23 protein-coding genes are annotated in these 23,885 nt (G+C 52.8%); 22 read left to right on the top strand and 1 reads right to left on the bottom strand.

Features of this window, described 5'->3' with window-relative positions:
• Nucleotides 1–124: 124 nt before the first annotated feature.
• The 22 genes from L9059_RS00425 (at nt 125) to L9059_RS00530 (ending at nt 22,183) form a co-directional block, all read left to right on the top strand.
• Nucleotides 125–991: a ParA family protein gene (locus L9059_RS00425; RefSeq protein ID WP_247285615.1), complete on the top strand. Its 867-nt coding sequence runs from the start codon at nt 125–127 to the stop codon at nt 989–991.
• Nucleotides 988–2,211, top strand: a complete 1,224-nt coding sequence (locus L9059_RS00430; RefSeq protein WP_247285617.1) for a ParB/RepB/Spo0J family partition protein — start codon at nt 988–990, stop codon at nt 2,209–2,211. Before L9059_RS00425 ends, L9059_RS00430 begins: the two co-directional genes overlap by 4 nt.
• A 1,070-nt stretch (nt 2,212–3,281) precedes the next feature.
• Entirely contained in the window at nt 3,282–4,541 is a 1,260-nt protein-coding gene (locus L9059_RS00435) for a DUF7146 domain-containing protein (RefSeq protein ID WP_247285618.1), read from the top strand.
• A gap of 440 nt (nt 4,542–4,981) precedes the next feature.
• Nucleotides 4,982–5,146, top strand: coding sequence for a hypothetical protein (locus L9059_RS00440; protein ID WP_247285620.1), 165 nt, complete (start codon nt 4,982–4,984; stop codon nt 5,144–5,146).
• A 71-nt stretch (nt 5,147–5,217) separates the two neighbouring features.
• Nucleotides 5,218–6,162: a PD-(D/E)XK nuclease family protein gene (locus L9059_RS00445; RefSeq protein WP_247285622.1), complete on the top strand. Its 945-nt coding sequence runs from the start codon at nt 5,218–5,220 to the stop codon at nt 6,160–6,162.
• A gap of 61 nt (nt 6,163–6,223) precedes the next feature.
• Nucleotides 6,224–6,682, top strand: coding sequence for a hypothetical protein (locus L9059_RS00450; protein ID WP_247285624.1), 459 nt, complete (start codon nt 6,224–6,226; stop codon nt 6,680–6,682).
• 261 nt (nt 6,683–6,943) lie between these two features.
• The gene (locus L9059_RS00455) at nt 6,944–7,315 is read left to right on the top strand and encodes a hypothetical protein (protein WP_247285627.1); all 372 of its coding nucleotides are present in this window, start codon (nt 6,944–6,946) and stop codon (nt 7,313–7,315) included.
• A gap of 126 nt (nt 7,316–7,441) precedes the next feature.
• On the top strand, nt 7,442–7,879 hold the full coding sequence (locus L9059_RS00460; RefSeq protein ID WP_247285629.1) for a hypothetical protein: 438 nt from the start codon (nt 7,442–7,444) through the stop codon (nt 7,877–7,879).
• Between the two features lie 176 nt (nt 7,880–8,055).
• The gene (locus L9059_RS00465; protein WP_247285639.1) at nt 8,056–9,231 is read left to right on the top strand and encodes an AAA family ATPase; all 1,176 of its coding nucleotides are present in this window, start codon (nt 8,056–8,058) and stop codon (nt 9,229–9,231) included.
• 16 nt (nt 9,232–9,247) lie between these two features.
• Complete coding sequence (locus L9059_RS00470) at nt 9,248–10,066, top strand: hypothetical protein (RefSeq protein ID WP_247285641.1); 819 nt, start codon at nt 9,248–9,250, stop codon at nt 10,064–10,066.
• A 158-nt stretch (nt 10,067–10,224) separates the two neighbouring features.
• Complete coding sequence (locus L9059_RS00475; RefSeq protein ID WP_247285643.1) at nt 10,225–10,446, top strand: hypothetical protein; 222 nt, start codon at nt 10,225–10,227, stop codon at nt 10,444–10,446.
• A 164-nt stretch (nt 10,447–10,610) separates the two neighbouring features.
• A complete protein-coding gene (locus L9059_RS00480; RefSeq protein ID WP_247285645.1) occupies nt 10,611–11,159 on the top strand; it encodes a hypothetical protein in 549 nt (182 codons plus the stop codon).
• Between the two features lie 204 nt (nt 11,160–11,363).
• Complete coding sequence (locus L9059_RS00485) at nt 11,364–11,579, top strand: hypothetical protein (RefSeq protein ID WP_247285647.1); 216 nt, start codon at nt 11,364–11,366, stop codon at nt 11,577–11,579.
• A gap of 2 nt (nt 11,580–11,581) precedes the next feature.
• Entirely contained in the window at nt 11,582–13,702 is a 2,121-nt protein-coding gene (locus tag L9059_RS00490) for a VWA domain-containing protein (RefSeq protein ID WP_247285649.1), read from the top strand.
• A 935-nt stretch (nt 13,703–14,637) separates the two neighbouring features.
• Nucleotides 14,638–15,882, top strand: a complete 1,245-nt coding sequence (locus L9059_RS00495) for a DUF3150 domain-containing protein (protein ID WP_247285666.1) — start codon at nt 14,638–14,640, stop codon at nt 15,880–15,882.
• A gap of 72 nt (nt 15,883–15,954) precedes the next feature.
• Nucleotides 15,955–16,869: a hypothetical protein gene (locus L9059_RS00500; RefSeq protein ID WP_247285676.1), complete on the top strand. Its 915-nt coding sequence runs from the start codon at nt 15,955–15,957 to the stop codon at nt 16,867–16,869.
• Between the two features lie 96 nt (nt 16,870–16,965).
• A complete protein-coding gene (locus tag L9059_RS00505) occupies nt 16,966–17,577 on the top strand; it encodes a hypothetical protein (RefSeq protein ID WP_247285678.1) in 612 nt (203 codons plus the stop codon).
• A gap of 114 nt (nt 17,578–17,691) precedes the next feature.
• Nucleotides 17,692–18,072, top strand: coding sequence for a hypothetical protein (locus tag L9059_RS00510; RefSeq protein WP_247285680.1), 381 nt, complete (start codon nt 17,692–17,694; stop codon nt 18,070–18,072).
• A 629-nt stretch (nt 18,073–18,701) separates the two neighbouring features.
• Nucleotides 18,702–19,613 carry a hypothetical protein gene (locus tag L9059_RS00515; RefSeq protein ID WP_247285682.1) on the top strand — a complete coding sequence of 304 codons (912 nt, stop codon included), beginning with the start codon at nt 18,702–18,704 and terminating at the stop codon, nt 19,611–19,613.
• Between the two features lie 40 nt (nt 19,614–19,653).
• Entirely contained in the window at nt 19,654–20,349 is a 696-nt protein-coding gene (locus L9059_RS00520) for a M48 family metallopeptidase (protein ID WP_247285684.1), read from the top strand.
• On the top strand, nt 20,313–21,716 hold the full coding sequence (locus L9059_RS00525) for a type IV secretion system DNA-binding domain-containing protein (protein ID WP_247285686.1): 1,404 nt from the start codon (nt 20,313–20,315) through the stop codon (nt 21,714–21,716). Before L9059_RS00520 ends, L9059_RS00525 begins: the two co-directional genes overlap by 37 nt.
• A gap of 5 nt (nt 21,717–21,721) precedes the next feature.
• Complete coding sequence (locus L9059_RS00530) at nt 21,722–22,183, top strand: hypothetical protein (protein WP_247285687.1); 462 nt, start codon at nt 21,722–21,724, stop codon at nt 22,181–22,183.
• A 53-nt stretch (nt 22,184–22,236) separates the two neighbouring features.
• Here L9059_RS00530 and L9059_RS00535 read toward each other — a convergent pair whose 3' ends face one another.
• A complete protein-coding gene (locus tag L9059_RS00535; protein WP_247286808.1) occupies nt 22,237–23,871 on the bottom strand; it encodes an HD domain-containing protein in 1,635 nt (544 codons plus the stop codon).
• Nucleotides 23,872–23,885 lie beyond the last annotated feature (14 nt).

A 23,885-nucleotide genomic window follows, 5' to 3' on the forward strand; every position in this document is an offset into this window, starting at 1 on the left:
GTTTTTCGCCGCCGTTATTCAGCAAATGCGGAAATTTTGAAATTATATTTGCGCATGCGTGGTTTTATACTTGAAAATGCGCGCCATGCGGTTACATTGAACTGCATCTGAAAAGGAGCCAGTCATGTCACTGCAGAAGCGCACCAAAGAGCAGGCGAAGGTTGTTGTAATCGAAAACCAGAAAGGCGGCGTAGGTAAAACCACTATTGCCTACCATGTAGCATGCTTTTTAGCTGAGTTGGGTTACCGGGTACTAGCGATCGATCTCGATCCGCAGGGTAACTTGTCGAGCCGGTTTTTAAGCCGGGCTGAGCGCATAAACGGTTATCGCTCGGTTCATATGTTCATGGCTGATCGCCCAGTTTTCGCGCCGCTTTCTACATCCGTGGAAGTGGATATTGTCTACGCGCTGGACCGTGACGTGGAGTTGGGAAATGTCGAGCGTATTGACCTCGGCGCCGCGATGATGAGTTTCGGTACTAATCTCGAGCCACTGATGGATGATTACGATTACCTTGTGATCGACACGCCACCTGCACACGGAAACAAAATGACCGCTGCAAGCTTGGCGAGCACTCATATGTTCGTCCCTGTCGAGCTGGCCGCATTCGCTGTGACGGGTGTTGAGAGCGTCATGGAGACCCTCGCCGAGATCGGGCATCTAGTCGGACGGCCTGTGAAGATCACCGGGCTTATCTGCAATCGAATTCGTAACATTGAAGCTCACCGAACTGCGCTGGCTGAAATGCAGGCGGCAGCCGGGAACCTTCATGTCTTAAAATCGAAGCTCTATGCCAATACTGCGATTGATACTGCACTGCGTGATGGCATTCCAGTTTGGAAGAAGAAAACATCTGGTGCGCAGCGAGAAAGCGCCAAGATTATGCTGACTCTCATGAAAGAGATTGGCTCCTTAATTGGCGCTAAGGCTAAATCCAAGCCCGGCAAACCAGTGAAGAAGGTTAAGCAGCAAGGAGTTACTACGGCATGAAACAAGACTTTGCAAGATTCGGGCAAATGGCCGCCTTGACTGACATGTCGGCGAATGCCCAAGAGGGGACTATTCTCCATCTCGACCCGAGCCAAGTGCGCGTGGAAGCGCAAGTGCGTACAGTCTTCGAAGGAATTGAGGAGCTTGCTGACGCAATGAGGATTGAGCAGCAAAATCCAATCATCGTATCCCCACTGGATAAAAATACGAACACGTACCTCCTTCAGAAAGGGGAGCGCCGCTTAAGGGCTGCGATTCTCATAGGTGGCGGTTTTAAGATTAAAGCTATTGTAGATTCCACTGTACGCACGGATGCAGAGGCGGTCGTATCGCAGATGATGGAAAACGTACACCGTGACGATTTCAAACCGATCGAGATAGCCAAGGGGCTCGTGGCATTACGAACCCTTATGAAGGAAGAGGGATTGAAAGGTACGGGCAAAGAACTCGCGCACCGTATGAAAAAGAAAGAGTCCTGGATATCCAAGCACCTGGCTTTAGCGGAACTTCCGGACGAGTTAGCGCAGCTCGTTGCTGATAAACAAATGCTGGATGCGGAATTGATCCAGTCGCTACTTAGAATCTCAGAATTGAGCCCTGATCTGTATCTAGAACTCATGGTTCAAGCTAGAACAGAGGAGGGGGTTAGCCGCCAGGAAGCGCGTGCCCATCTAAAACGTCTACGCGGTGGTTCGCCTACGCCTGCAGACCAAGACGGCTTAGGAGTGCAGCCAACCACCAAAGGTGGCCATGCCTCTCCGGGAACCGCGACTCCTCAGCAACCCGCAGGCGGCGATGCGAAAAGATTACCGGCGAACGATTCTGCTGCTACCGTCCGTGTCATCCCAACTGAGCATCAGGTAGGGCAGGGCGCTAATCCACCATCATCGGAAGAAAACATTTCGCATGCGAAATCTTCTGGCGCGACCCCTGGCCTCGCAGATTCGAAGATTCCTGCTTCGCGAGCGGAAAACTCTACTTCGCGCAAGGTAGGAAAATACGAAATCATCCAGATTGACGCTTCGCACGCGGTTATGCAGGTTCGCATCAATACCGAGAAGAAGGTAATCACCGGTGAGCTAAGGCTTGACCAGGCCGTACGTGGCAAACCGAGCAAAGGCTTCGTGACCTACCTTGACGGTGGCAAGCAGCATGAGGCGGTGTTTGATCTTGAGCTTATCGAGATAATCACGCTTACACAGCTTGCCCAGGACGATTAGTGGAAAAGATTCCGCATGCGAAATATAGGAAGGGGCCTCGAAAGGGCCCCTTTTTTGTTTTTTCTGGTACACCGTGTTCTTGATTCCCAGAGACCGGAATCGTAGCCTGAAGACGTTTTTAGTGATCTTCCCGTGTCCTTGAGATAATTCTCTGGCACTGATCACAGCCTTTTCCGGCCTGCGCTAATTCGCCTGGCTTGCTTAGGTGGTCTATCCAGCGTTGCTAATTCTCCACTGGTTTTGACCTCTCGCTTTCGCTTTAAAACTGCACCTAGTGTTTTTGGTGTCTGTTTAACCGCTCTTTAACAAGTCATCGTCTTAGGTTGTCTTCCATCTGGATTGCTCCCTGCGACTTGCCGTTTGATGTTTTCACATCATTCGCCACCTCGCGCAATTGTCCATCTTTGCTACTGCTTCTGGTTGCATATGGCTGTTCTGCGTGGTTTTTGGCGTTTGTGTGAGTCCTTTCGCACTCATCATTCGTCACTACCCGTCGCAGCTTGCCATCTCGATTGAGACCCTGAGATCTCACGTGGCTTAACAAAAGCCATTTGAGAGGTGTATATCGTCCCTTTGATTAGGCTCGATGTTGACCACTTTCGCTGCCCCTTTCTGTGTTCGCCGCTGCTCTTTACTGGATTCCAGTTCTTGATGCGCAGTTCGCCGCTAGGTTGCTTCTTCTTGCACGCACATATCGCTGCAGGTTATGAGAGTCGTCTTCACCACCACATGACTTATGTCTGGATACCCCTCGTGTAGCTTCGTAAGAGGCTACAGGAGCGGTATCCAGGCTCAGCACTACCAGAGGCCCGGCGTTCATCGTCCGGGCCTTTTTTATTTCTGGTACATCATGTCCTTGAATCTGGGTGCAGCGATCAGTAGCGTCATAGGCGATCTATTTGCCAGTCTTCCGCATGCGCTATTTCGCATCGGATTCTGTCGAAGATTCCTTGCGTAGCTAATTCTGCGCTCGGGCTCTTTAAAAATCCGCATTCACGTAACACACACCCCTTAGGGCACGCCAAATGCCCCTAGGGACATGGCTGCCTCTTTTTCTAGGAGAAACAGTCATGGCAGCAAAAAAACTTCCTCCTTTGAAGGATGAGGTAGAGCGTATTGTTAAGGAAGCAGGTGGATGGTTGAACGTTATTGAACGTGTCTGCCCGATGCTTGGTCCTGCAATTCGCAACCTCGGTCACAGCGTGGACTGTCCTTTTCCCGAACGGCACCGAAATGGCGGCGGTCAGGATGATTTCAGATTCTCAGCGTCGACTAAACAAGCGTCACATGAAGGTAGGGCCATCTGTTCCTGTAACCAGGACGGATGGGCACCAATTGATCTGCTTATCGAAGCTGGCGTCGGATCAAGCTACGTCGACGTTTGCAAAGAAATTAAGCGGGCTTTTGATAAGAACGGCGAGTACCAGGCCAAAGTTGCTCCGGCTCCCCAACGCCAACGTCCCCGCTCAACAGCGGATGACAACGCACGAAAAGTTGCCGCGCAAAAACAGATAGTCAAGGATCTGTTGCCGCTCGGACATCCAGACGCGCGCATCGGACGGTTGTACTTTCGTCGTCGCGGCATCCCCCTCAACAAAGCCATTGGCGATGTTAAGTTCCACCCGGCACTTCCCTACTACGTTACTCGTACCGTTAAGGGGGTGAAGGTCAAGGAGCTTTTGGGGCTGTTCCCGGCGATCGTTTCTGCTTTTCGTAATGGGCAGGGTAGGGTGATGAATCTTCATCGCATTTTCCTTTCCCAGGACGGACGCAAGCTCGATCACCCTGAAGTGACCAAACCCAAAAAGGTATGTTCTGGACTGGACAATTGGTCGAAGGCGTCGATCCCTGTCGCCACCGTAGCTGGATGCAGGACTCTGCATATCTGTGAAGGTGTCGAGAAAGGATGGGCTATTCACCTTGCAATGAATGAGACGGTGAAGGCTGCTAACAGCTGCACATCGCTCCCTGGCCAGTTTGTCGATCGCGCTGATTACGACGACGTTGTTTTGTGGGCCGATCATGACCCCTACAACGTAGTGCGTGAGAAGCACGGCGACGGGCAAACCTACATGTTTAAGCTCTTTGTTGAGCTTATGCGTGCCGGTTTCCGAGTCTGCTTGATGGTCCCCGACACAAATCCCACTACGGAAGCGAAAGGTCCGGACTGGGAGGACATCGTGGTCAATGAGAAGGTGTTGGAAATGCCACAGGCGGAACGTTTCGATTACCTGCGTACCCGTTCCCTCTCGGGCGGTGTGTTTACACCTACAGGCCATGCCAAGAAGCTCCCAACAGGGGGCGTCGAGGTACAGTCTCAGGCGGCGTGAAAGCTACCAAGACCCCCTCGCCAGCGATTGCTGGCAGGGGGTTTTTTTATGACCCCGTTTTGGCTTGACGGCGTGTAGGTGTTGGGGCAGCATTGCCTTGTCCTACTAGCCCTCTCTGAGCGCTAACCTGAACTACGTCGTTGCTAATTCTTCGGAGTTTTTCAGGGTGTGATGCAAATCCAGCTAATTCTGGTTTGTTGAGCACAGACATTGTTGGAACCATTTCGGATACGTCTTTTTGGCGTTTCCCTATCTGAGATACCAGGCTTTTCCTGTCGCGCTTGCGCTTCAGTAGAATCGTTCCAGGATCGCGTATCTCCGCTGTATCAGTACTGCTCGCAGTTTCTGACAAAAGCATCTCCGGCTTTTAGCCAATCCCCTGCACGGGTAATCTCAACTGAGCTTATTCCTGGTGCAGTCAGGGATATAGGAGGATCTTCATGTCTTATCAAATTGAACTTGTATGTTGCCCGCCTACTTGGACGCAACCTTTAGGGGATCAGCACGAAAAAGCGAAAGCTAATTTTCTGACCCACGAAGTCGAGGATCTAAACGCGGTAGATTTGAAGGCAGAAATGGATGATTCTAACGAAGCTCCATTTTAATTAAAAAATATTCCCTCGAGGGCACTCACACTGCCTTCGGGTTAGTCGTGCGCCCCGTAACAGGTGAGAGCATGACAGTATTCTATAATCCGACATCTATCTTCAACTCTTTGTCTGACGAAGTCGTTGTTGAGTTGTCCCCCACGCAGATATTGAAGTCTCAAGTCTGCCAGCGTTCACTTGGCTATTACCGTGCCCGCGTAAAACCATTGGCGACTCCTTTAAATCTTGTGTTTGGCTCTGCCTTACATTGGGTAGTCGAGGGGTATATCAAGGGATTTATTGATCGCGATCAAATGGAGAAACAGTTTTCAAATGAGTTCTTCAGACTCTCAATGTCAGGCTTAATAAGCATGGCGAAGTCTAAGACGCGGGATATTAACGAGGTCATTGGTAAGCGTTTAGCTAAACAGTTCCCAGAGTTTTTCGATAATCTTGGCCTCCGGCCTGTGATCATCGAAGGGGCGTTTAAACTGAGGATCGCGCCTAACACCTATATCAACTTGGTAATCGACTTTGTCGGTATTGCTGAAAGGGACATCGTTTTCAATGGTGTCGTTATCGCAGCCAAGGGTGACACCGTGATCCTTGATTGGAAAACGGCTGCTGCTAAGGAGGGCGCTTTGTTTGCAGGCATTGCTCTGCAACTTACGTTCTACTGGGAAGCAGTAAGGTTGGCGTGTCAGCAGTTGGGTATTAAGGAACCAGCAGCGTGTGGTTTTGCCTCCGGGTTAAAGCCGAACGTTTCAAAAGCTGAATCCGACTCGCTTTCGAAAGCCATCTGGATGCCAGTGCAATGGACCAAGCGCACCGCTAGCGATGTTGAAGAGGCTTTCGACTACGCAAGAGTGGTGGCAAGTCGCATCAGGCGTGGTGAGTTTCACCGTACCTCTGGTGCTGCCTACAACTCGCCTTGTGATAGTCAAACTCGTTGCGACTACGCCGGGCTGTGTTTGGAGGGTTCAAAGCGGGGCTACAAAATACCATCCGGGTTCACACTTGCTGACCTGGTCTGACAATACCTACCTAGTGGGGCACACACGCCCCCTTGGGAGCGCTGCCCTTCGGAGATGACAAATGCGTGAGTCTGTTCGAATGGAGCGCTACGCTCAACGAGCCATTGAGGTCCGTCGCAAAGCTGAAGATCCAAACCGAAGAATTGGTGAGTTTTTGATGATCCAATATTTGGCGCAAGGTGAACACCTGTGCGATGCGCTTAAGAAGATGAGCCCGATGGAGCGGCAAATCTATATAGCCCAACACACCGAGCTTCTCGTAAGCTCAGACGGTGCTGAAGGCATGAACGTGGTTTGGTGCCCCAACTCGCAAGTGATTACCCACCGGTTACTTTCTGTTGAAATGAGGAAGGAATTTGAGGGGAGGCATTATCTGAGTACTTGGATGCGCAGGGTACACCCTAATGATCATAATGCTCTCCGCGGCTTCTTAAATGACCGATTGGAGCAGCGGGTTGCTCAGCGTCTGCACCAAAAAAATCAGCTAACTCTAAGCTTCCCTGAAGCGAAAGCCAGCTAATTATAGTTCCATCAAGTGATGGACTAGCTCAAATCACAGTGATCATTGCGGTCTTTGAACTTGACGTTTTGGTCTAGTTACGTTGCGATCACTGGTAAACGATTGGGATTTGTTGATCCCGATCAGATACACCCCCTCGTTAGAGGGGAGCTGCAAGGATTCACCCCCTGGGGCCTTAACATGCCCCGCAAGGGTAGTTAGGTTTTAGGAGGGCGCAGCACTCTATAAAAATAAAATCTAATAATAATATGGTGAATCATAATGATGTACGAAACTAGCAATCTGTTCCAAACCGTGAAGTCTGTTTACGCAAATGGCAAACGCCTGACGCTGCAGATCAAAGACCGTTACATCCACATCCGCCTTGTTCTGGTGTTCGTGTTTTTTGCACGTACCATCAGTACCGAGCGACCAATGTTGAAGTGCTTGGTAATACCGTCATTTATGGCGATACACCTGGCCCGAATCTTCAGGTGGGTTATTACGGGATTTACGCTTTACATCCTTTTTTGCCACGGCATTCACCTCCCTTTGTGGATCAAGGTGCTAAGCGTATTCGCAGGGGAAACTCTCGCGATTGCTGTCGCTGCGGCTGAGATGGAAATGAAGCATTACGGTTACCTAAGCAGCTAACGCTGTCTGGTCGTATAAAACGACCGGCACAGCATTGCTGTTGCCGGGCGTCGGATATTCCACGCCCGGTCTGCAGACGGGCGTTTTTTTTAATCTCCCGTCTGCAGCGGGTAGGAGCGCTTTGCAATGAAAAATCTAAACTACCGCGGGAACTTGGTTTTGTTCCTTGCCCTTGCAAATGATCTTATTACTTCGTGGGAGGCCGGCCGTCAGGCTGCAATCTCGCAGGGTAGCTTCAGTGACAATCCATATCTGCCGAGCACGTATGACCATGAAGAGTGGTCGCGTGGCTTTGCGAATGGGTTGCGCGACGCGGTCGTTTCTCGCGTAGGAACGAATGTCGACGCTTTGGTGGTAGCACCGGCTTCGAACATTCAAGTCCAAAGCTTTCCGGAACGCTCGTTCTGGGCAGAAGCAAACCGTCTTCAACTCTGCCACAGCCTTTCGAATGAGCAGCTCGCTGCTCGCTTAGGAGTGCGACTGGACCAGTTGAATGAGGCAATGATCCTGCATCGTTTCTACGATGCGGACGCGATCCCTGTAGGGGTTCGCGAAGCGGGATAAATTTAAACGTCTGTAGTTCGGACGCTCATGTCGAGCGTCCTCCCTCCTAGTGAGTTGGATCAAGCATCCGGCTCACGCTGGGTGTTTGCTCGAGTTCACTGCTCGAATCGCACCCGGCTCCGGCCCCGGGTGATTACTTAAAATTCCCCGTGGTCCGGCGGGAGAGAGGCTACATCATGACTAACGCAAACAACGCTGTAACCAACACTGAAGCTAAAACTGCTGCTTTCCTTACTGTTGCTGATATCCAGGCCATGAACATGGAAGCCATCTCGTCCCAACCGGTCGAGATGGTTGCTGCGCATGAACTGTTCGGTTTCTCCACGGAGTTGAAGGGTGTGGGCCTATTGCCTGTATTCACCGACTCGCATCCATTGGTACCTAAAATCAATAACGACCACGTATTCAGTGAGAGTCTGGTTCGCCGGATTCTCTTGAGCATGAAGGGTGGCGATAGCAGCATCTTGCTTGTAGGTGACAAGGGCACGGGTAAATCCTCCCTGGTTACACAGATGCACGCGCGCCTGACGAAGCCGATGATCGGCATCACAGGTAGTAATGGCATTGACGACACCCACCTGCTTGGTTGCAAAACCATCAAAGGCGGCGACGTCAAGGAAGTCGATGGCGTATTGAGCTATGCGTATCGCAAGGGCTTGACCTGCTTAATCGACGAACTATGTACCTTGCGGCCTGGGGTTTTGGTTGGTATCAACGACATCCTTCAGGGTGACGGGGTCATCAACCTGAAACACCACGGTATTGATCCTTCCCTCGATCCTCGGGCACTGCTCGATGTGAACGGCGGGATGACAATCGTTAAGCACCCGATGTTCCGGCTGTTCGCAACTGACAACACGGGTGGCAAACAGCAGCGCGACGCTCGGTTCTCCGGGACTAATGCTCAAAACTCTGCTGTGCGCAGTCGCATGACCAGCTTCACGGTGCCATTTATGGCTCCGGAGCAGGAAATGGCGGCTCTGCAAGGGTCTGCAAATGCATACGCCAACGCAAAAAAACTGACCGCAATGGACACGATGCATACCCGTCAACTCGTTGAGTTCGCATTCCGTTTTCGGAAGTCGTTCTCGATGGAAGAGGCCTGCGACAACATCTCGTTCCGCGAGATTCAGCGTTGGGCCCACAAGTGGATGATGTATGGCGATCTGGATGAGTCGTTTGTGGACGCTGTCTACAACAACTTGGAAGAGACGGATCGGGTTCTGGCGCTGGAGCACTTTGAATCGGTATTTGCGCGCAAGTTGATCCTGCCGGAAGAGCACGCTTTTTCGGTCGGTGATGTAGCCGACAAATTCATCAAAGCTAACATCGCCACGAATAAAGCCGCCTAACCTAAGGAGTTCACAAATGTTCTATCTCGTGAACACCAAGGGAAGCTTTCTGGTTGGCTACGTGCCGGCGGGAGAGAGGACGGTTCTCATGTTCGAAGGTCAAGTGATCCAGGGCATTCCCAAGATCACGAAGCGTCTGGAGAAGGCTGCTCGCAGCACTGACGACGCTTGGGAGTTTTTATGTGAGACAGTCATGGAGGCGCGAGCCGATGGCTATCTCGATAAGCACGTAGACACCAGTCACTTGCAAGTACCACCCGATCTTCACCAGGATGAGTTTCCTCTGGCGTTGCGGGGCGTGTATGCGCGGGTAAAGAGTTGCTCCTACGACCAGTTTGCTGCCGGGCTAGCCCGGCTGTTGGCTGTTCATGACGCAGTTTCTGACGCCGGTGTTGATGTGAAAATTGGGACGGAAGGCAAGTCGGTTGAGCTAAGCGTACGCGGAGCTCACATCCGCTTTGGATTTGTCCCTGACGGGTTATGGGGAACCATGGCCACTAAGGGCAAAGAGTTGTGCGAAGAGCGCGGGATGATGGGTGACAACTTCCTACTGCCTGATGGGCGAGGGATGTTGCACCTGTTGCACCGTGAAACGATCTTGGACCTATACGTTCGTGCCTTTCTGGACGGATCCGTAAAGGCCGGGGCTGTGATTGAGCTAACGTCCGATCACTCGTGGAAATTCGTCGCTGGCAATCCCTTCTTAACCGCTGATGTTAGAGATCTTCAGTGGTACCAAGATACCCCGGCGCTTCATGGCCGGGCTCTCAAGCTAGACCAGATGATTCCGGTATCTACGGCGCAAGCCGCGAATGCCCTGGATTTCTATTGCTAATAACGCGGTCCGAAAGGGCCGCCCCTCTTTAGTGAGTTGGACCAAAAATCCAGCTCACGCCGGGTTTTTGTTCGAGTTCACTGAGCTCACAAACCCGGCACCGTGCCCGGGTTTGATCTTCGTTATTTCCTGAGCACGGCAGGTAAGAGGCTATATCTATGAAAACGCTGAAAACCGTATTCGCACGCATTGACTCTGCTCTCGACTTGTTCTGGAAAGGGGTAGTGCTGCGTCGCTATCACGAGGCACAAGCTAAGCGCTTTAGTCGCATGACCGCGCGCTTGGTCCAAGTGGCTGTGAAGCACCCTCGCATTGACTACGTGAGCCACCAGGCTCGCCGTCACCGTCTGGAAGCTGATCTGCTGCAAGGCAAGTTGTAAGGATTGCGGTTGTCCCTTGTGGACAACCCTTCGCATTGAGACCTGGATCAACCATCCAGCTCTCGCTGGGTGTTTGTGGGGGCTCTGACCTCTGCTACGCCCGGCTCCGGCCCCGGGTTTTAAACCTAGTTTGCCCCGTGGTCCGGTGGGTGCGAGGAAACACCATGAACCCTTCGTTTGAAGCTGCTCTGGACGCCCGCCTCCATTGGATGTCGGTTGTGTCTTTTAAAGGCATCACTGGCTTTGATGCGCTGGCACAGGAGTCCGAAGAAGCAGCCAGTTGTGTTGTTAGCGACTTGGCTGAATATGAGGCAAACCACTTTGGTCGCTACGGCGCGACTGTACCGCCCCTCTTTGCCGAGATCCCTGAATTGGCTGCACTTTATTCACGGGTCTTTCAAAGCACCGCGCGAAAGGTCGAGTCTGAAAGGCTTAAGCTGGCACGTCAGCAGAAGGCGATCGCTTGCATAAAAGCAAACGCATGGCATGAGATTTTGTTACCAACTCCGGAAGAGCTAGCGAGTGACCTTCAGTCGGGTACCGACGTGAGTATCGAAGGGCACTATCTGAGCTACGACGAAGACGACAGAGTCGTTTGGGTTGATAACCCGTACGGTGTTTTAGGCTCGCTTGGAGAGGAGCCGACTGTGGGATTGGCCAGAACGTTTCTTGCCTGTGTAGCTATGGGTGGGATGTTCGGTCCAGAACTATAGAACGGCGCCGTATGGGTATATGCACAGCTTCGATGTCTGCAGGAATTGGTTGCCCCAAACGGCGGCCTCTCGCTCCGAGAACTGGAATAAATACCCAGCTCTCGCTGGGTGTTTGTCGAGTTCGTTGAACTCTACTCCGCCCGGCTCCGGCCCCGGGTTTAAATCTAATTTGCCCCGTGGTCCGGCGGGTGCGAGAAAAATCCCATGAAATCCTTAAAACAGGCTGTAAAAGCAGTACAACAAATCGTGATGGTTCGGTACCACCGCCGTATGGCTTCGTGGTATCGGAAAGCGGCTGTGCATCACGCAGACCTTGTTATTCACACGCTCAACGTTGTCCCAAACGCTTCGCTTGCGAAGCTGCGCGGGATCGCGAAACAGCACGATCAGAAAGCTAAAGCGCTTCGAATCGGAGAATGACAATGACTGCACTGATGAACTTCAGCAGAAATGCTATTACTCAAGGATGGATTGCGTTTTTTCGCACTCTGGCCTCAAACACCGGCATTAAATTTGTGTTTGGTGAAAACGAGCAAGCGCGTACAGACGGAAAAACCGTATATCTGCCAGCCTTGCCGGTGAACCTAACCGAAGACGACCTGACACTCACGAAAGCCTTTGGCTTTCACGAGGTTGGTCACTGCCAATTTTCCGATGTGGTGTTCTTCCAGGCCTTTGCCGCGAAGCACGGCGATTTTGCCCGCTTCCTGCTCAACGCCCTTGACGACGTCTACATGGAATACAAACAAACCCGCGCAACCCGCGAAGCTGAGATTTATTTTCGGCGTAAAGCGGGCATTTTGTTCGAACGCAAACAGTTCCGCGACGGCAGCAACTCTGTTGCTGAGGCCGTGGCCTGTTACGCGCTTTGCTATCTACGTGCTGATCGTTGGAGTGAGTACCGTGACCCGCTTGCGGTGATTGAGGCTAACTTCAACAAGCACTTCGGTGTTCACGCTGAAAACGTACGTGGCAACCTCAATGACATTCTGATCAACGAGTTCCCCAGTGTTGATTCGACTCAAGATGCTGGCAGCCTCTCGCTGCGAATCATCTCGATGCTGAAAGCTCTGAGTGACGATGAGGAGAAGAAGAAGGAGGAGGAGGACCAGGGTCAAGACTCGCAGGAGGGTGGGCAACCATCGTCCAATAGCGGCTCATCAGACGACCAAGGTCAAAGCGGCCAAGGTGACAAAGCTCAGTCGGGTAGTACTGACGAGCAACAGCCAGGCAACGCGCAAAAAGATGGCAAAGGCGGCGCCGAGGGCGAGTCGAAGCCTCAGAGCGGAAACGAGTCTAGCAACGACGGTGGTCAGGGTGACGCTCAGCCTCAGGGCGGCGACCAGCCTGGCGACGGAAAGGGCAAAGGTGAGTCGAAGCCTGATAGTGGAAACGAGTCCGGTGCTGACGATGGTCAGAGCGGGGCGGGGGAGTGCGGCAAAGATGGCACCCAAGATCACAACGACGGTTCAGGATCGGCCAATGGTCGGTCTCTGAAGGAAATTGTTGACGAGATTCTTAATGCCAAGGGGCTTGGTGATAAAGAGGTGTTTGACGACCGTGAGGCCGTTACCACTGTCTCCAAGTCTGTCCAAGCTGGTACTAACCCCAACTACAAGGGTCAAACGCTTGCTCCAAAATGCGTCATCGACGGCAAATTGGATGCGGCGCCTGGCAAGGCTGGTAAAGGCTTTGGAGGAGGCGCGGGCAATAAGGAAGTTGTCGACGGGATGTCTGTATGTCCCCAAGACGCCGACGAGGTGCGTGCGATGGAGCGACGCCTAGGCCGCAAGGCTCAGGTGCTTGCAAGCAAGCTGCAAGGCTTGCTTATGCAACAGGAAGAAGCGGAGTCGTATTCGACTCACCGCGGACAACTGGGGCAGAACCACCTCTACCGTCTTAGCTTGGGCGATGTGCGTCTTTTCACACAAAGTGAGGAGACCGAGCGTCCTACTACGGCGGTGTCAATCGTTGTCGATCTTTCCAGCTCAACGCAGGATAAGAACGACAAACTGTTTGCTAAGGGGGAAAAACCTCAGTTCGAAGCCGCTGTGGCTCCGAGCACACTGAGGTCGATCCTTGAATCTGTGGTGCTTCTCGAGGACGTCTTTAACAAGATCGGTTGCCCACGTGAGGTTCTTGGATTTGCCCCTAAGGGTGGCGAACTGATGACTATGGTTCGTTCATTCGGCGACAGTAATCAAACCGCTCTCAAGCGCATTGGCGGCCTTCGGCATGTAGCCGGTGGTGGTCACACTCCAATTGGCGAAGCTGTATTCCATGCGGGGCGTCGTCTATTGACCCACGAGGCAAATCGGAAAGTGATGTTTGTACTGACCGATGGCGCTCCTGGCGATGTAGCGAAGGCAACTGAGATGACACGCTTCTGCGAAAGCAGCGGTATACGGGTGGTGTATTTGGTGATTGGTGACAAGGTCCGAACGGACTGGCTTACCAAGGCCGGGTTCCCATTTGCGGTTGCATTAACGAGTGACGAAGTAGCTCCTACATTGCTTGCTGAAGCCAAAAAGCTTCTGTTGTAACAAACCAACTACCCACCTGGGTTCTCAGAGGTCTCGACCTCTGAACGCCCAGGTAGCACTGGGCGTTTTCATTAATGCCCCTGCTCGGGTGCGAGGTTGTTATGTCAGGCCTTATAAACTATGACTACGTCGAAGTAGCCATTTCGGCGTTAAACGATCACTGCATAGAACCGGATGCCATCTCACTGGAAACAGTCGAGGGGCATGCGTTTTCGGCTGGCTTTTATGGTTATCCATGGGCTGCCCCAGCTGTGATCAAAGCCACTCCTGCCCTGCTGAAAGGTTGGAACCAGGGGTGGCAGGCAGCGCTTAAGCGCGATCAGAAAGTTTTGGCAGCGGAAAGGCCGAGGGGAAACCCAAGGTGTTATTTGCTGATGGGTTACTTGTAGCCCTACCTTCTCATCCAGGTGAGCCCCAAAGGGTAAACCTTGCTGGGTGTTTTTCGAGACGTAGTGCTCGATTTCACCTGGCCCCGTGACCAGGTGTTGTTATTTCAATGCCCCGACACGGCGGGAGCGAGTTAGACCATGGACCTAGTTGATCGAGCTACAAGCGCACTCTCGAACAGTGTTCCAGCATCAGGTTCCCCTGCTGAAAGGCAGGCTATCGATGCCGCGTGCAATGCTGGCTTCAACGCGCCTCCGGGCGCGTCAATACCAGCGCAATTCGACGACTTTCCTCTCCTTCGGGAGTGGTTTTCGATCGGGCTAAAAGCGCGTGTTCACACGTGTCATGTTGATACATCAGACGGTTTCGGCTTCGGTCGATAAGTCTCAGGGGTTCCGTATAGAACCCCGTCTCCTCCTAGTGAGCTGGATCAAACATCCGGCTCACGCCGGGTGTTTGCTCGAGTTTATTACTCGAATCGCACCCGGCTCCGGCCCCGGGTGTTTAATAAATTTGCCCCGTGGTCCGGCGGGTGCGAGAGCTATACCATGACTGACACTAACGTAAACAACTCTGTTCAAATCGTCGCCCAAACAGCTGAAACTGAAGTTGCGGTACTCAATCATCAAATCAAATGCATTTCCGAAGATCGTCAGATCGACATGAAAGACATTGATGTGGTTGTTGGGGAGTTGCCGAAGGAAGCTCGGAAGCTGCTCTGCGAGAAGATCTTTCCTAAAGACTTCCTGCGTCCGTATCACCGCATCCGTGAGCAAGCGGAAGAGGTGCTTGATAAAGAAGGCTCCATCAAAACCGATCTCGGTGGCATCAACACTATTGCCTCGGCAGTGGAGAAGACCAAGGAGCTGGAAGTACTCAAAGCAGCTTGGAATCAGTTGTTGGTAAAAGACGAAGTCCGCTACACCGTAATGTGCCAAGAGCACTTGCTGATGTTGGCGGGTAAGGCAATAGCGGGTGGTGCTGATCAGTTGCTCGTTACGAAATTGACGAGTCACCTGGTTAAGCGTCAGCCGTCTTGGGACGAGGTGAAGAAGAGCCTCAGCTTCGCGTACAGCGTCCATATCATCAACTTGGATGGTAAGGACTTTAATGCTGACCTATGGGTGGCGCAGCGCGACAGCGTTGTAGCCCTGCGTGAGGGTGTAATGGGTGCCTGCGTTCAGCACGTTTGTGGTGAAGCGTTGGCAATATACAAGCTGGTAACAAGCAAAGATCGGGTCACTGATAGTGGTCTGATTAAGCTGAACCCGCGCACGATTAAACGTGCACGAGCAATGACTGCAAAGCTGGCTCCGCTGGCTTTCATTCACAAGCTGATCAAGCCGCTCCATGACGCCCTTGAGGCTGAAATGGCGAAGCTGCCTGATTCGGGTCACATGACTGCTGGAGAGTTCTCGAACTTTGAACAGTGCCTCCTTGCGCTGCGTGATCAGACGAAAGTCATCGATCATCTGCAAAAAGGGACACCGCTCATCACGATCGTGGCTTCGCCACAGCAGTCTCTGCTCAGCGCTTCTGCGCCGCAGAACGCAGCTGTTACCACGCCTGTCCAGGGCAACGTAGCTCAACAGCAAAACGCAACAACCGCCCCCGCGGTTGTTTCGACCTCGGCAGAAGTCACCTCGGTGGCTGAAACCGCTTTAGAGGCATCGACTCCGGTTGTTGTCGCGGACGCTATTGATGTGAAGCAAGAGGAAGCGGTCCCGGCCGTTGAATCAAGCGTACCTGCCTCACAACTCGCCACTGGCCAGTCCATGAGCTTCTACTTCTAAGTTACTCCTCTCCCAACCCTGACGGGCCACCACGCCCCGTCAGGGGAGTGGTGCGCCTTTTTGGAGCGCACTATGCAAACTGATCTTTTCGGCGAAGCAATCGCCACACCATCCGTTAGAACTCAGGCTCAGCGTAAGGTCACCAGCACTAAGCTGGTTTTTGATCGCAAAGCGCTGTGGTCCACCTCTGGATACCTGCCTGGTGCTGTTCAGGTTGAAAAGGAAAACTTGGCGGAAGCCACGTCGACCTCAGATACCCGTTCAGATAACGCCACCCTTGAGCGATTGGAGCAGGCCCTTGGGCTTGAACCACTCACGAAAAATGGGCAGTGGGTAAGCGACGCGTTGGGGTATCACTACCGGCGTAAGGGCAAACCCTTCACAGGTGCAAAACGATTCGGGGAGAAGGGAAGTCTTCTCCGGGATTTGAACAAGCAACTCACGTTGACCTCTGCGAGGGACGCGATCGAGCCGCTGTTCACCGATCCATGTTCCTGGTTAGTTATCAACTCAATCATCGTCTTAGACGTTCGACTGAGGATGATGGCGGCCGACGAGGACCACCAATCGTGTCTCAAAGCATTTCTAGGCGTCCTGGCACAGCATGACTTCATCGACAACTCGCGTACGGGAGAGACCATTCGGTCGCTCACAAGGCGGGATCAGAGTCGGGATAGGCGTGCAGCTGCTCGGGCAGCCAAAGGACTTCCACCCCTCGAGGTAGCGGTAAAACCCAGCAAAGTTGAAAGCCTTGGCAACAAGGCTCCAGCCGCAGGGAAAGCAGTCTCGATCGCTGCAGCTGAAAACTTGGATATTGACGATCTTGCTGAGGAAATCCTCGCGCCAGAAAGTGATTGTCCTGAACCTCTCGTTGAGCTTGATGAAGATGAGGAGTTCGTAGTTAAGGCAGGCAGCAAGGAAAGACCGATTTCAAGGGATCTCATTGAGGCCTTTGAATCGGATGACTTTGACGACGAATCTTACTAACTGATGTTCGAGAGGCGCAGCCGGCGCCCTCTCCAAATTTCTATAGCCACCAAAGGTGTGCGAGCTGAGGTCCGGCCCTCAGTAGGAGATAAAAAAATGAAAACCTATATCAAAACCAAGATGGTTGAATACGTTGATGTCACTGTAATAAATGCCGCGAAGTTACTCTGGAAGGTGATGAAGGTTTTTGACCCTCGGCCCATCCAAGCCCACTACGCAGCACGTAAACCAGTTGTTAACGTTGAGATCACCAAGTGTTTTTCACTTCGTGCTGAAGATGCGGAACAAAACATCGCTCGCTTGGCGAACTGCCATATTGGCAGTAGCACTGGGCGGGGGCGTTCGGGTTTAGTTAGTCGTAAAGGGCTGATCAAAATCTATAACGCTGAGAACGGAAAGTTCCTGATGATCCGCGCCCAAGGTTGTCAAACCAGAGCCGGTGAAAAACAGATTCCTCGGGACGGAATTGCGTTGAATTACGACGCGAAGAAAGCTCTTGGAATCGTTAAAAATCAAGAGGATGGGCTTCAATTGTTTATCGGCAAAGCCAATATAAATGATGAGGAGTTCTATCATTGTTATATCGACCCTGATGCAAGTAGCCGTACTGCTCGCGCACTTGGTTGGTATCTAGCAATTGGCGGTACAGTGTATGGGTTATTACAGGTTTCTATGAGTTTTATAGAGGCTTCCCTTCATCTGTTCTAAGTAACCGGTAACGGCGCCCCTCCTTATGGAGGGGGCGGGCGTTACCTCCAAGCATCTTCGCAAGGATGTTTGGAGGTGGCGCCCGCCCCCGATATCAGATGAGAAGGTGTCAAAATGATCGGTCTCTTTAGCAGTCAGTTGCCCCACTATGTTGCAGACCAAGGCTTTTCTTTCGAAGGCCATTTCCGAAACGGTGCTGAGTGCATACTCGCTCGCCCTGAGGCTCCTAAAGCACACTTTCCCGACTCCATGCCGCTTGAATTCGTTCGCGATACCATAGAGGCGTGGAATGTGGAGCTGAAGGGGTTCTATCCAGGCACGGGATACTACGCATTCGATCAGGAGTACGAGATGGCCAACCCAAGCTCTGGGCACGTGTTGGTGCTCTTTGCGGACGATAGCTTCTGCAACTCATTTTTAGGCAGCGTCGCGAGTGAGACACTACCGCCGAAGATTGGCGGTTCGATGAAGCAGTACTTCGGTGCGAGAGGCTAATTCCTTGAACACTACGTCTGCTGCGTCCTCAACCGGCGCGCGTGTACCTGGACACGCACTGAGGGGCCGAACACTCGGCCCTTTTGCCAACCATCCACTTTCCCTTCCCAAATTGACTAGACCCTCGCCCGGGTTCGGCACCGCAGTGCCTGGACTACAGCTGGTCGGCTAGCCAATATCCAAGATCCAGTCGCGGATTGTTCAAGACGATGTGATCCGAAACGGAGCCCATCGCGCGCCACCTAAACCATATTCACCTTACTCAACCTTACGTTTTCTCGTTTCTCTGAGTTATCCATTCATCTAACGATATCCCCAACACTGGCTGCCAAAAGCGGACTCGGTGGGCATCAGTTCGTCCAGATTTCCTCTCGGCATTTCTAGATTTCGATTCCACCCACCAGAAAGGTAGCGCTGAAGAGCTCTAGGCGGAATTCACTACAGAGGCGGCAGATACCCGGTATCTGATCACGGGATTGATCCAAGAGCGTTAGGGTAGGGTGTCGACGTTCTAACCGTTATCCTAAGAGCGCAATACGTTCTGTTTGCGGATGCGCAGACTTTCTGAATTCTCGGCCCGCTGAGCCTCACTTGGTTCACCGCGCACCGATTCGCTAGGAGCAAGGCTGTTGCTGATCGACTTTGAGTCTGTACACGCCACATACCTCAAAGGCTCAATGGCCGCGGGCACGTGGGCCTTTTCACCAGTGAATGCCGCAAATCCGAAGGTAGGGATGAACCTGAGCACTTTTCAGGTGTTTAGCAACGCCGGCCTTGGCGTGGCCGTCTACCTTAGAAACAGCGTCGACGACGCGAATGTCGCCATCAAAGTCCACGTCGGGTTAAAGCTCGTATTCAGCCGCAAGCAAGAACAAAGCTATTTGCTATTCAATGATGACCAGCGCATTACGATGACGCTGGATGTTGGTGGTGTGCGTGCACTCTACGCTTGGCTTGCTGGAGATAACTCGCGCTTCGAGTATGAAATAGCCCGGCCGGGCGCGCCAAAGAAGCTGATGACAGGTTTCGAAACCGATCAGACATTCCCTCTTACATTACGAGCTAGCGAGTCGGACCTTAACGGGGGCAGCAGGATGATCAGTGTTGGTTTATCCGACTCGGATATTTTCCACATCCAGCTGCACTGTCTGGCGCTCGCGAAGCTGCTCTATCCATGCATTTCGGACGCAGCCCTCATTGCTCACATGAAGCCGCGTGTGAGGGCCCAGGAGAACTCCATCCCCTCTGAGCGAACCGATGCCGGGATCTACGTCGAACCCTCTCCAGCGCTAACAACACAGGCCACGGTCGCCGAACGAAAGTCTCAGGCTGTTGCGAAGCCTGGCCTGACAATCGATCAGTGCAAGAGGGCTGTGTACGGCGTGGGTAAGAGTAAGTGGCCGCGTAAGGACATCGAAACCATCGAATACATTCAGGGCGGGTCTGTTGAGGCTATGGATCGATTTGTAAAGGCCGGCAACGCAGGGGACTTCACCGAATGGGAACGGATTTACAATTTTCTGCACCCCGACGCCTGCTGATTCTTCGATTTTGGTGCAGTGGTTCACCACTATTGGTGGTATGAACACTGAAAATCTGAAATTCCCATTGATAACCCAGCACAACGCCGAGTATCCGAGGGAGATCCACGCCGCCAAGGAAATCAGCCGGCTGCTACAGAAGGCGAACTTCCCTGGGGACGACGTCTGGATCGACCTGCGCTTTGACTATGCGCTGTCTGACCACTCCACCTCCAGTATCGACGTGATGCTGATTCGGGGCGCTCCCCACGGAATCGTGAAAATCAGTCTGCAGGGGCTTTTCCTCATGCAGGACTTCGAGGTGATGATCACGCAGGTCATTCCCCACGAGTTAGCGCATGTGTTGCATGGCGTCGGGGCGAAGGTAAGCGGTGTCGAAATCCAGAAGCCGCATGATGAAACCTGGGTTGGTTTCTTCGACCAGCTGACTGGAAACGACCATGATATTGAAGCCAGCGCGAAGGTGAGGGGCGACTTCGACGATCGTGCCATTCGTCTGAGTCGCAGTGCCATTCTCGTGCAATGCGAGTGCGGCGACGCAGAGTCATACGAGGTGGTTGCAGATACTACCGGCAACTCGGCCAAGCTCTCAAACGAAGAGCTCAAGTGCTCCACGTGCAAATTCCCCTACGTCCGTGTTTCCCGCGACTCGCTCCCGAAACGCATCGCAGATGACCAAACTTTTCTAGAGAAAATCAAATGCATCAAGCTTCAGCACACGCACCTTCAACGCTAGCGCGTAGCGTCGCGACAGGCTCTGGGCTATCGCACTTTGACCCTATCAATATAGGAGTGGACGCGAAGACAGGCGAAGAGAAAATTTGGTCCTATCCGACTGTTTCCAACTTCAACATCATTTTCCTGGGCGGCTCGGGCGCGGGTAAAACCCACACGATCCACCACATGGCCGCGAACGTGTTTGTGCGTGGGACGACGCTTCATGTCATCGACATCAAAGGCGACTTTTCGCACTCGAACTTCGAGGAGACCGGGTTGGGGGCGATGCTCAATCCTGGGGACTTTAACGACATCAAGTTCAACTACTACACCGACGGCTGTTCCCTAAATCCTTTGCAGGTTCCCAGGACAGAGGAGGGAGGAGGGGTGGTACGAACGATCGAGTACGTCAAAGAACTCGTGAAGATTTTCAACCCGCAAGCTGGCCAGAAGCAGCTTAATTACTTGGTGGATATTCTTAAAACCGTCTACGCGAAAGCTGGTATTGACCACGACGACATGAACACGTGGTCACTGCCGTCGCCGACTTTTAACGATGTATTGGCCGAGATCGATTTAGTTTTCAACGCCCTGACCGGGGGAATGGACACGGTTACGGCAGCCGATATCTTTAGGGCCTACGGACAGGCCAAGAACCAGGCGGAGAAAGACATTCGCCGCATGAAGATGGAAGAGGAGCCAGCATCGGCTATCGAGCAACATCTTCTAGAGATCCGAGCAAAGCTCGAAGCGACCTTGCTGGGTCATGCCACGAAGCTTCTTAACTTTGAGGCCATAAACAATCGTTCATCAACGCGGTCCGACTGGGAGCATTGGTCCAAAGAAACGTTGTTTACTTTGAAGTCAATCATCATCGGAATGGTGGACAGCTGCCTGTTTACCGGCAACCCTTCAAAACCCCGCCCGGGCAAGATCAACCGCTATGACCTCAGCGCCTTAAGTGCAAATCACCAGCAAGTAATCATGCGGATCATCGCGAGCCAGGTGTTCGCGATGGGAATCATGGAGACGAAAAGAAATAACTCGTTCAACCCCAAGTACCCAGCGCACGTACTGATCGCGGATGAAGGTAAGCACATCAAGGAGATCTCTGCTTCTGCCATCAGTCCGTTCAACCGTATCGGCACAGAGGGCCGTGGTTATGGGGTAGGGGTATGGTGTGGTGTTCAGCAAGCAGATCAGGTGACAAAGGATCTGCTAAAAAACTTTGCGACCTACTTCTTGCTCAAGACGCCAGACGCGTCCTACCTGGAAGTCAGCAAGCTGTTCGGCACCAAACCTACCCAACTCAAGGCACTCAAGCCAAGGGAGAATATTCTCTTTGGGACTGGCAGTGGCTACACGCTCCTGAACCACTTCGGGTGACAGACATGCGCAAACTCTATCGCCCGGCACTGCTCGCAACACTCTTGTTATGCGGGTGCGCACCCTCTGTTAAGGATCTGCAGGACCAGAGTCAGCTTTCGGGGGCGAACAATGCTGTCCTGATGGCCAATTACCAAAACGCGGAGAAGCTGCTTGGCCAGTACGTTTACAGGGACCGGTCTGGAAGGTTGAAGGTGAGGTCGGTTGGCATCAGTGCTGACAACCGTAAACACGCGATCGATACCGTCGTACAGCTTCTTTGGGAGACTGGCCGCGACGAGTCCTTGCAGCAGTTTGCGGGCGAATATCTTACCGGGCGCGAGTACCAAACCACGATGTGCCGAATATCCGAGCGGCAGGCCCGGTTTGAGGAGGCCTACCATTGCTGGAACGATATGGGAGAAGCGACACGCGCGGAGAGGGTAATAGCGACCGAAGCTGCTCTTCAGATTTTGGGATCGCCTTAAGTGCCAAATTCCCCGGCATTGCGCCGGGGAAAAGTTTTCGCATGCAGAATCTTTTAGCTGGCCGCTGACGCAGCCGGTGCTTCCTCGTCGGTGTCATTCTTCGATGTGGACCCTTTGATAACCCGGATCTGCCCATGTTTAGTCGCCCCCCATTTAGGCACGATCGTAGGCATCAGTTCAGAAATTCGGTCCTTATCAAGGAGCACGCATGCCCTCCAAAGCTTTACTCCAACCTTACAGTCAAACATCCCCGTGGACGTCTGCTTGTCCTTCACTGCTTCCATGAGCAGGCCAAGGTGCTTAAGGGCGTTACAGATAACCGGGATGGACGGGTGATTGAAGTTTCGCGTCTCTACGTTCAGTTGTAACTGGCGTGCGAGTTCGTTGGGCAAGTGCTCCCCGAGTGATTCGATCAGCGTGGACATTGGGATAATCACATACTCGAACGCATCCTTTGTCCAGCCTGTGGCGTTATGGCCGCCACGGTGACCATTGATGTCAGCTGCATCAAGAAACTTCTCAAGGGCGGCAGAGACCATCTCAAGGGTCTTGGAGCCGGCTTGCGCGTCAGCCACGCCGGCGGCTTTCTCGTACTGGATCACCTTGCCGTCAGCGTGGCGGATTGCAGTGATCAATCGTTCTACACGATCGCCAGCATTTGTCGGTAGCAGTGTCGGATGGTGGTAGTACCGCAGCGCCATGGTCAGAGCGAACTGATCTTCAGGCTCAAGCGCGGCGAACTCGGGCTGCTGCCGTACTAGGTAAGCACTGTAGGTGTTGTGATGAGTTGCGTCCTTGCGTTTGACCCACTCGCCAGGAGCCTTCTCCTGATAGGCCAGAAGCTTGTCTAGATCGTGTGCCAAACCAGCTACCCGCGCTAGTGGATCGCTAATTCCCTTGATGTGCATGTATTCCACCACCGCCTGGGAGATAGCCACAGAGTGGCTCATCAGGGCCGCGTCGGCATGGTGGTGCCCGACGCTTGCAGGCACGTTAGCGTGTGAATTCAACATTTCGAGCACTGCCACTTGAAGCTTTTCAATGGCCGTTTCCGGTGGCCTTGCTGTAGCGACTGGCTTACGGTCGCATCGCATGAAATGTTGGTCGAATGGGTCGGTGTCGTACACGCCGGGGATAGTCGCGCCCGTTGCTGGGTCTTTGCTGTCGGGAATGAGCACAGTCATTGTCGAACCAGGAATAGCGCAGGCGAAACGACCTGAATCAGCGGGAGCGTTTACGGGCCGGGGTTCGGATTTGCTCTGGGTGTTGCGGGCCCTGAATAAGCGGGCGAATCCAATCGTGGCTACCGAGTAGGCGATCGCTACAAAAAACACCGTATGGATAATGTTTAGGGCAACGGCAACAAGCGTTCCCCAGAACCCACCGTCGGAAATGATTTGGGTGAGGAATCGGGGTTTGAACATGTACCACGCAGGAGCGAGGGCAGCCGCTTGGTAGTTAAGCTCTTCCCCTAACTCGATCAGATACGCGACGTACCCTCCTATGACCAGCGAGAGCATGACGAGCAGTGGAAACATCGCCGATTTGGTGCTTGCGGAACTGGAGGAGCTCATTTTGGTGGTACCAAAAAGGGAGGACTTAAAAAGGGTGCCGGTTTTTTTCAGAAAACTCCAACCAAAACCGTGTTTTTGGAGCAGTGGCTTTCCACTATTACAAGTAACAGTCACCTCCAAAGGAATTC

Source organism: Pseudomonas violetae, from assembly GCF_023072615.1.
In the GTDB taxonomy this organism is placed as follows: Bacteria; Pseudomonadota; Gammaproteobacteria; order Pseudomonadales; family Pseudomonadaceae; genus Aquipseudomonas; species Aquipseudomonas violetae.

Coding starts and splice junctions, on each gene's coding strand:
- L9059_RS00425 (WP_247285615.1), top strand. CDS start 125: ATGTCACTGCAGAAGCGCACCAAAGAGCAGGCGAAGGTTGTTGTAATC.
- L9059_RS00430 (WP_247285617.1), top strand. CDS start 988: ATGAAACAAGACTTTGCAAGATTCGGGCAAATGGCCGCCTTGACTGAC.
- L9059_RS00435 (WP_247285618.1), top strand. CDS start 3,282: ATGGCAGCAAAAAAACTTCCTCCTTTGAAGGATGAGGTAGAGCGTATT.
- L9059_RS00440 (WP_247285620.1), top strand. CDS start 4,982: ATGTCTTATCAAATTGAACTTGTATGTTGCCCGCCTACTTGGACGCAA.
- L9059_RS00445 (WP_247285622.1), top strand. CDS start 5,218: ATGACAGTATTCTATAATCCGACATCTATCTTCAACTCTTTGTCTGAC.
- L9059_RS00450 (WP_247285624.1), top strand. CDS start 6,224: ATGCGTGAGTCTGTTCGAATGGAGCGCTACGCTCAACGAGCCATTGAG.
- L9059_RS00455 (WP_247285627.1), top strand. CDS start 6,944: ATGATGTACGAAACTAGCAATCTGTTCCAAACCGTGAAGTCTGTTTAC.
- L9059_RS00460 (WP_247285629.1), top strand. CDS start 7,442: ATGAAAAATCTAAACTACCGCGGGAACTTGGTTTTGTTCCTTGCCCTT.
- L9059_RS00465 (WP_247285639.1), top strand. CDS start 8,056: ATGACTAACGCAAACAACGCTGTAACCAACACTGAAGCTAAAACTGCT.
- L9059_RS00470 (WP_247285641.1), top strand. CDS start 9,248: ATGTTCTATCTCGTGAACACCAAGGGAAGCTTTCTGGTTGGCTACGTG.
- L9059_RS00475 (WP_247285643.1), top strand. CDS start 10,225: ATGAAAACGCTGAAAACCGTATTCGCACGCATTGACTCTGCTCTCGAC.
- L9059_RS00480 (WP_247285645.1), top strand. CDS start 10,611: ATGAACCCTTCGTTTGAAGCTGCTCTGGACGCCCGCCTCCATTGGATG.
- L9059_RS00485 (WP_247285647.1), top strand. CDS start 11,364: ATGAAATCCTTAAAACAGGCTGTAAAAGCAGTACAACAAATCGTGATG.
- L9059_RS00490 (WP_247285649.1), top strand. CDS start 11,582: ATGACTGCACTGATGAACTTCAGCAGAAATGCTATTACTCAAGGATGG.
- L9059_RS00495 (WP_247285666.1), top strand. CDS start 14,638: ATGACTGACACTAACGTAAACAACTCTGTTCAAATCGTCGCCCAAACA.
- L9059_RS00500 (WP_247285676.1), top strand. CDS start 15,955: ATGCAAACTGATCTTTTCGGCGAAGCAATCGCCACACCATCCGTTAGA.
- L9059_RS00505 (WP_247285678.1), top strand. CDS start 16,966: ATGAAAACCTATATCAAAACCAAGATGGTTGAATACGTTGATGTCACT.
- L9059_RS00510 (WP_247285680.1), top strand. CDS start 17,692: ATGATCGGTCTCTTTAGCAGTCAGTTGCCCCACTATGTTGCAGACCAA.
- L9059_RS00520 (WP_247285684.1), top strand. CDS start 19,654: ATGAACACTGAAAATCTGAAATTCCCATTGATAACCCAGCACAACGCC.
- L9059_RS00525 (WP_247285686.1), top strand. CDS start 20,313: ATGCATCAAGCTTCAGCACACGCACCTTCAACGCTAGCGCGTAGCGTC.
- L9059_RS00530 (WP_247285687.1), top strand. CDS start 21,722: ATGCGCAAACTCTATCGCCCGGCACTGCTCGCAACACTCTTGTTATGC.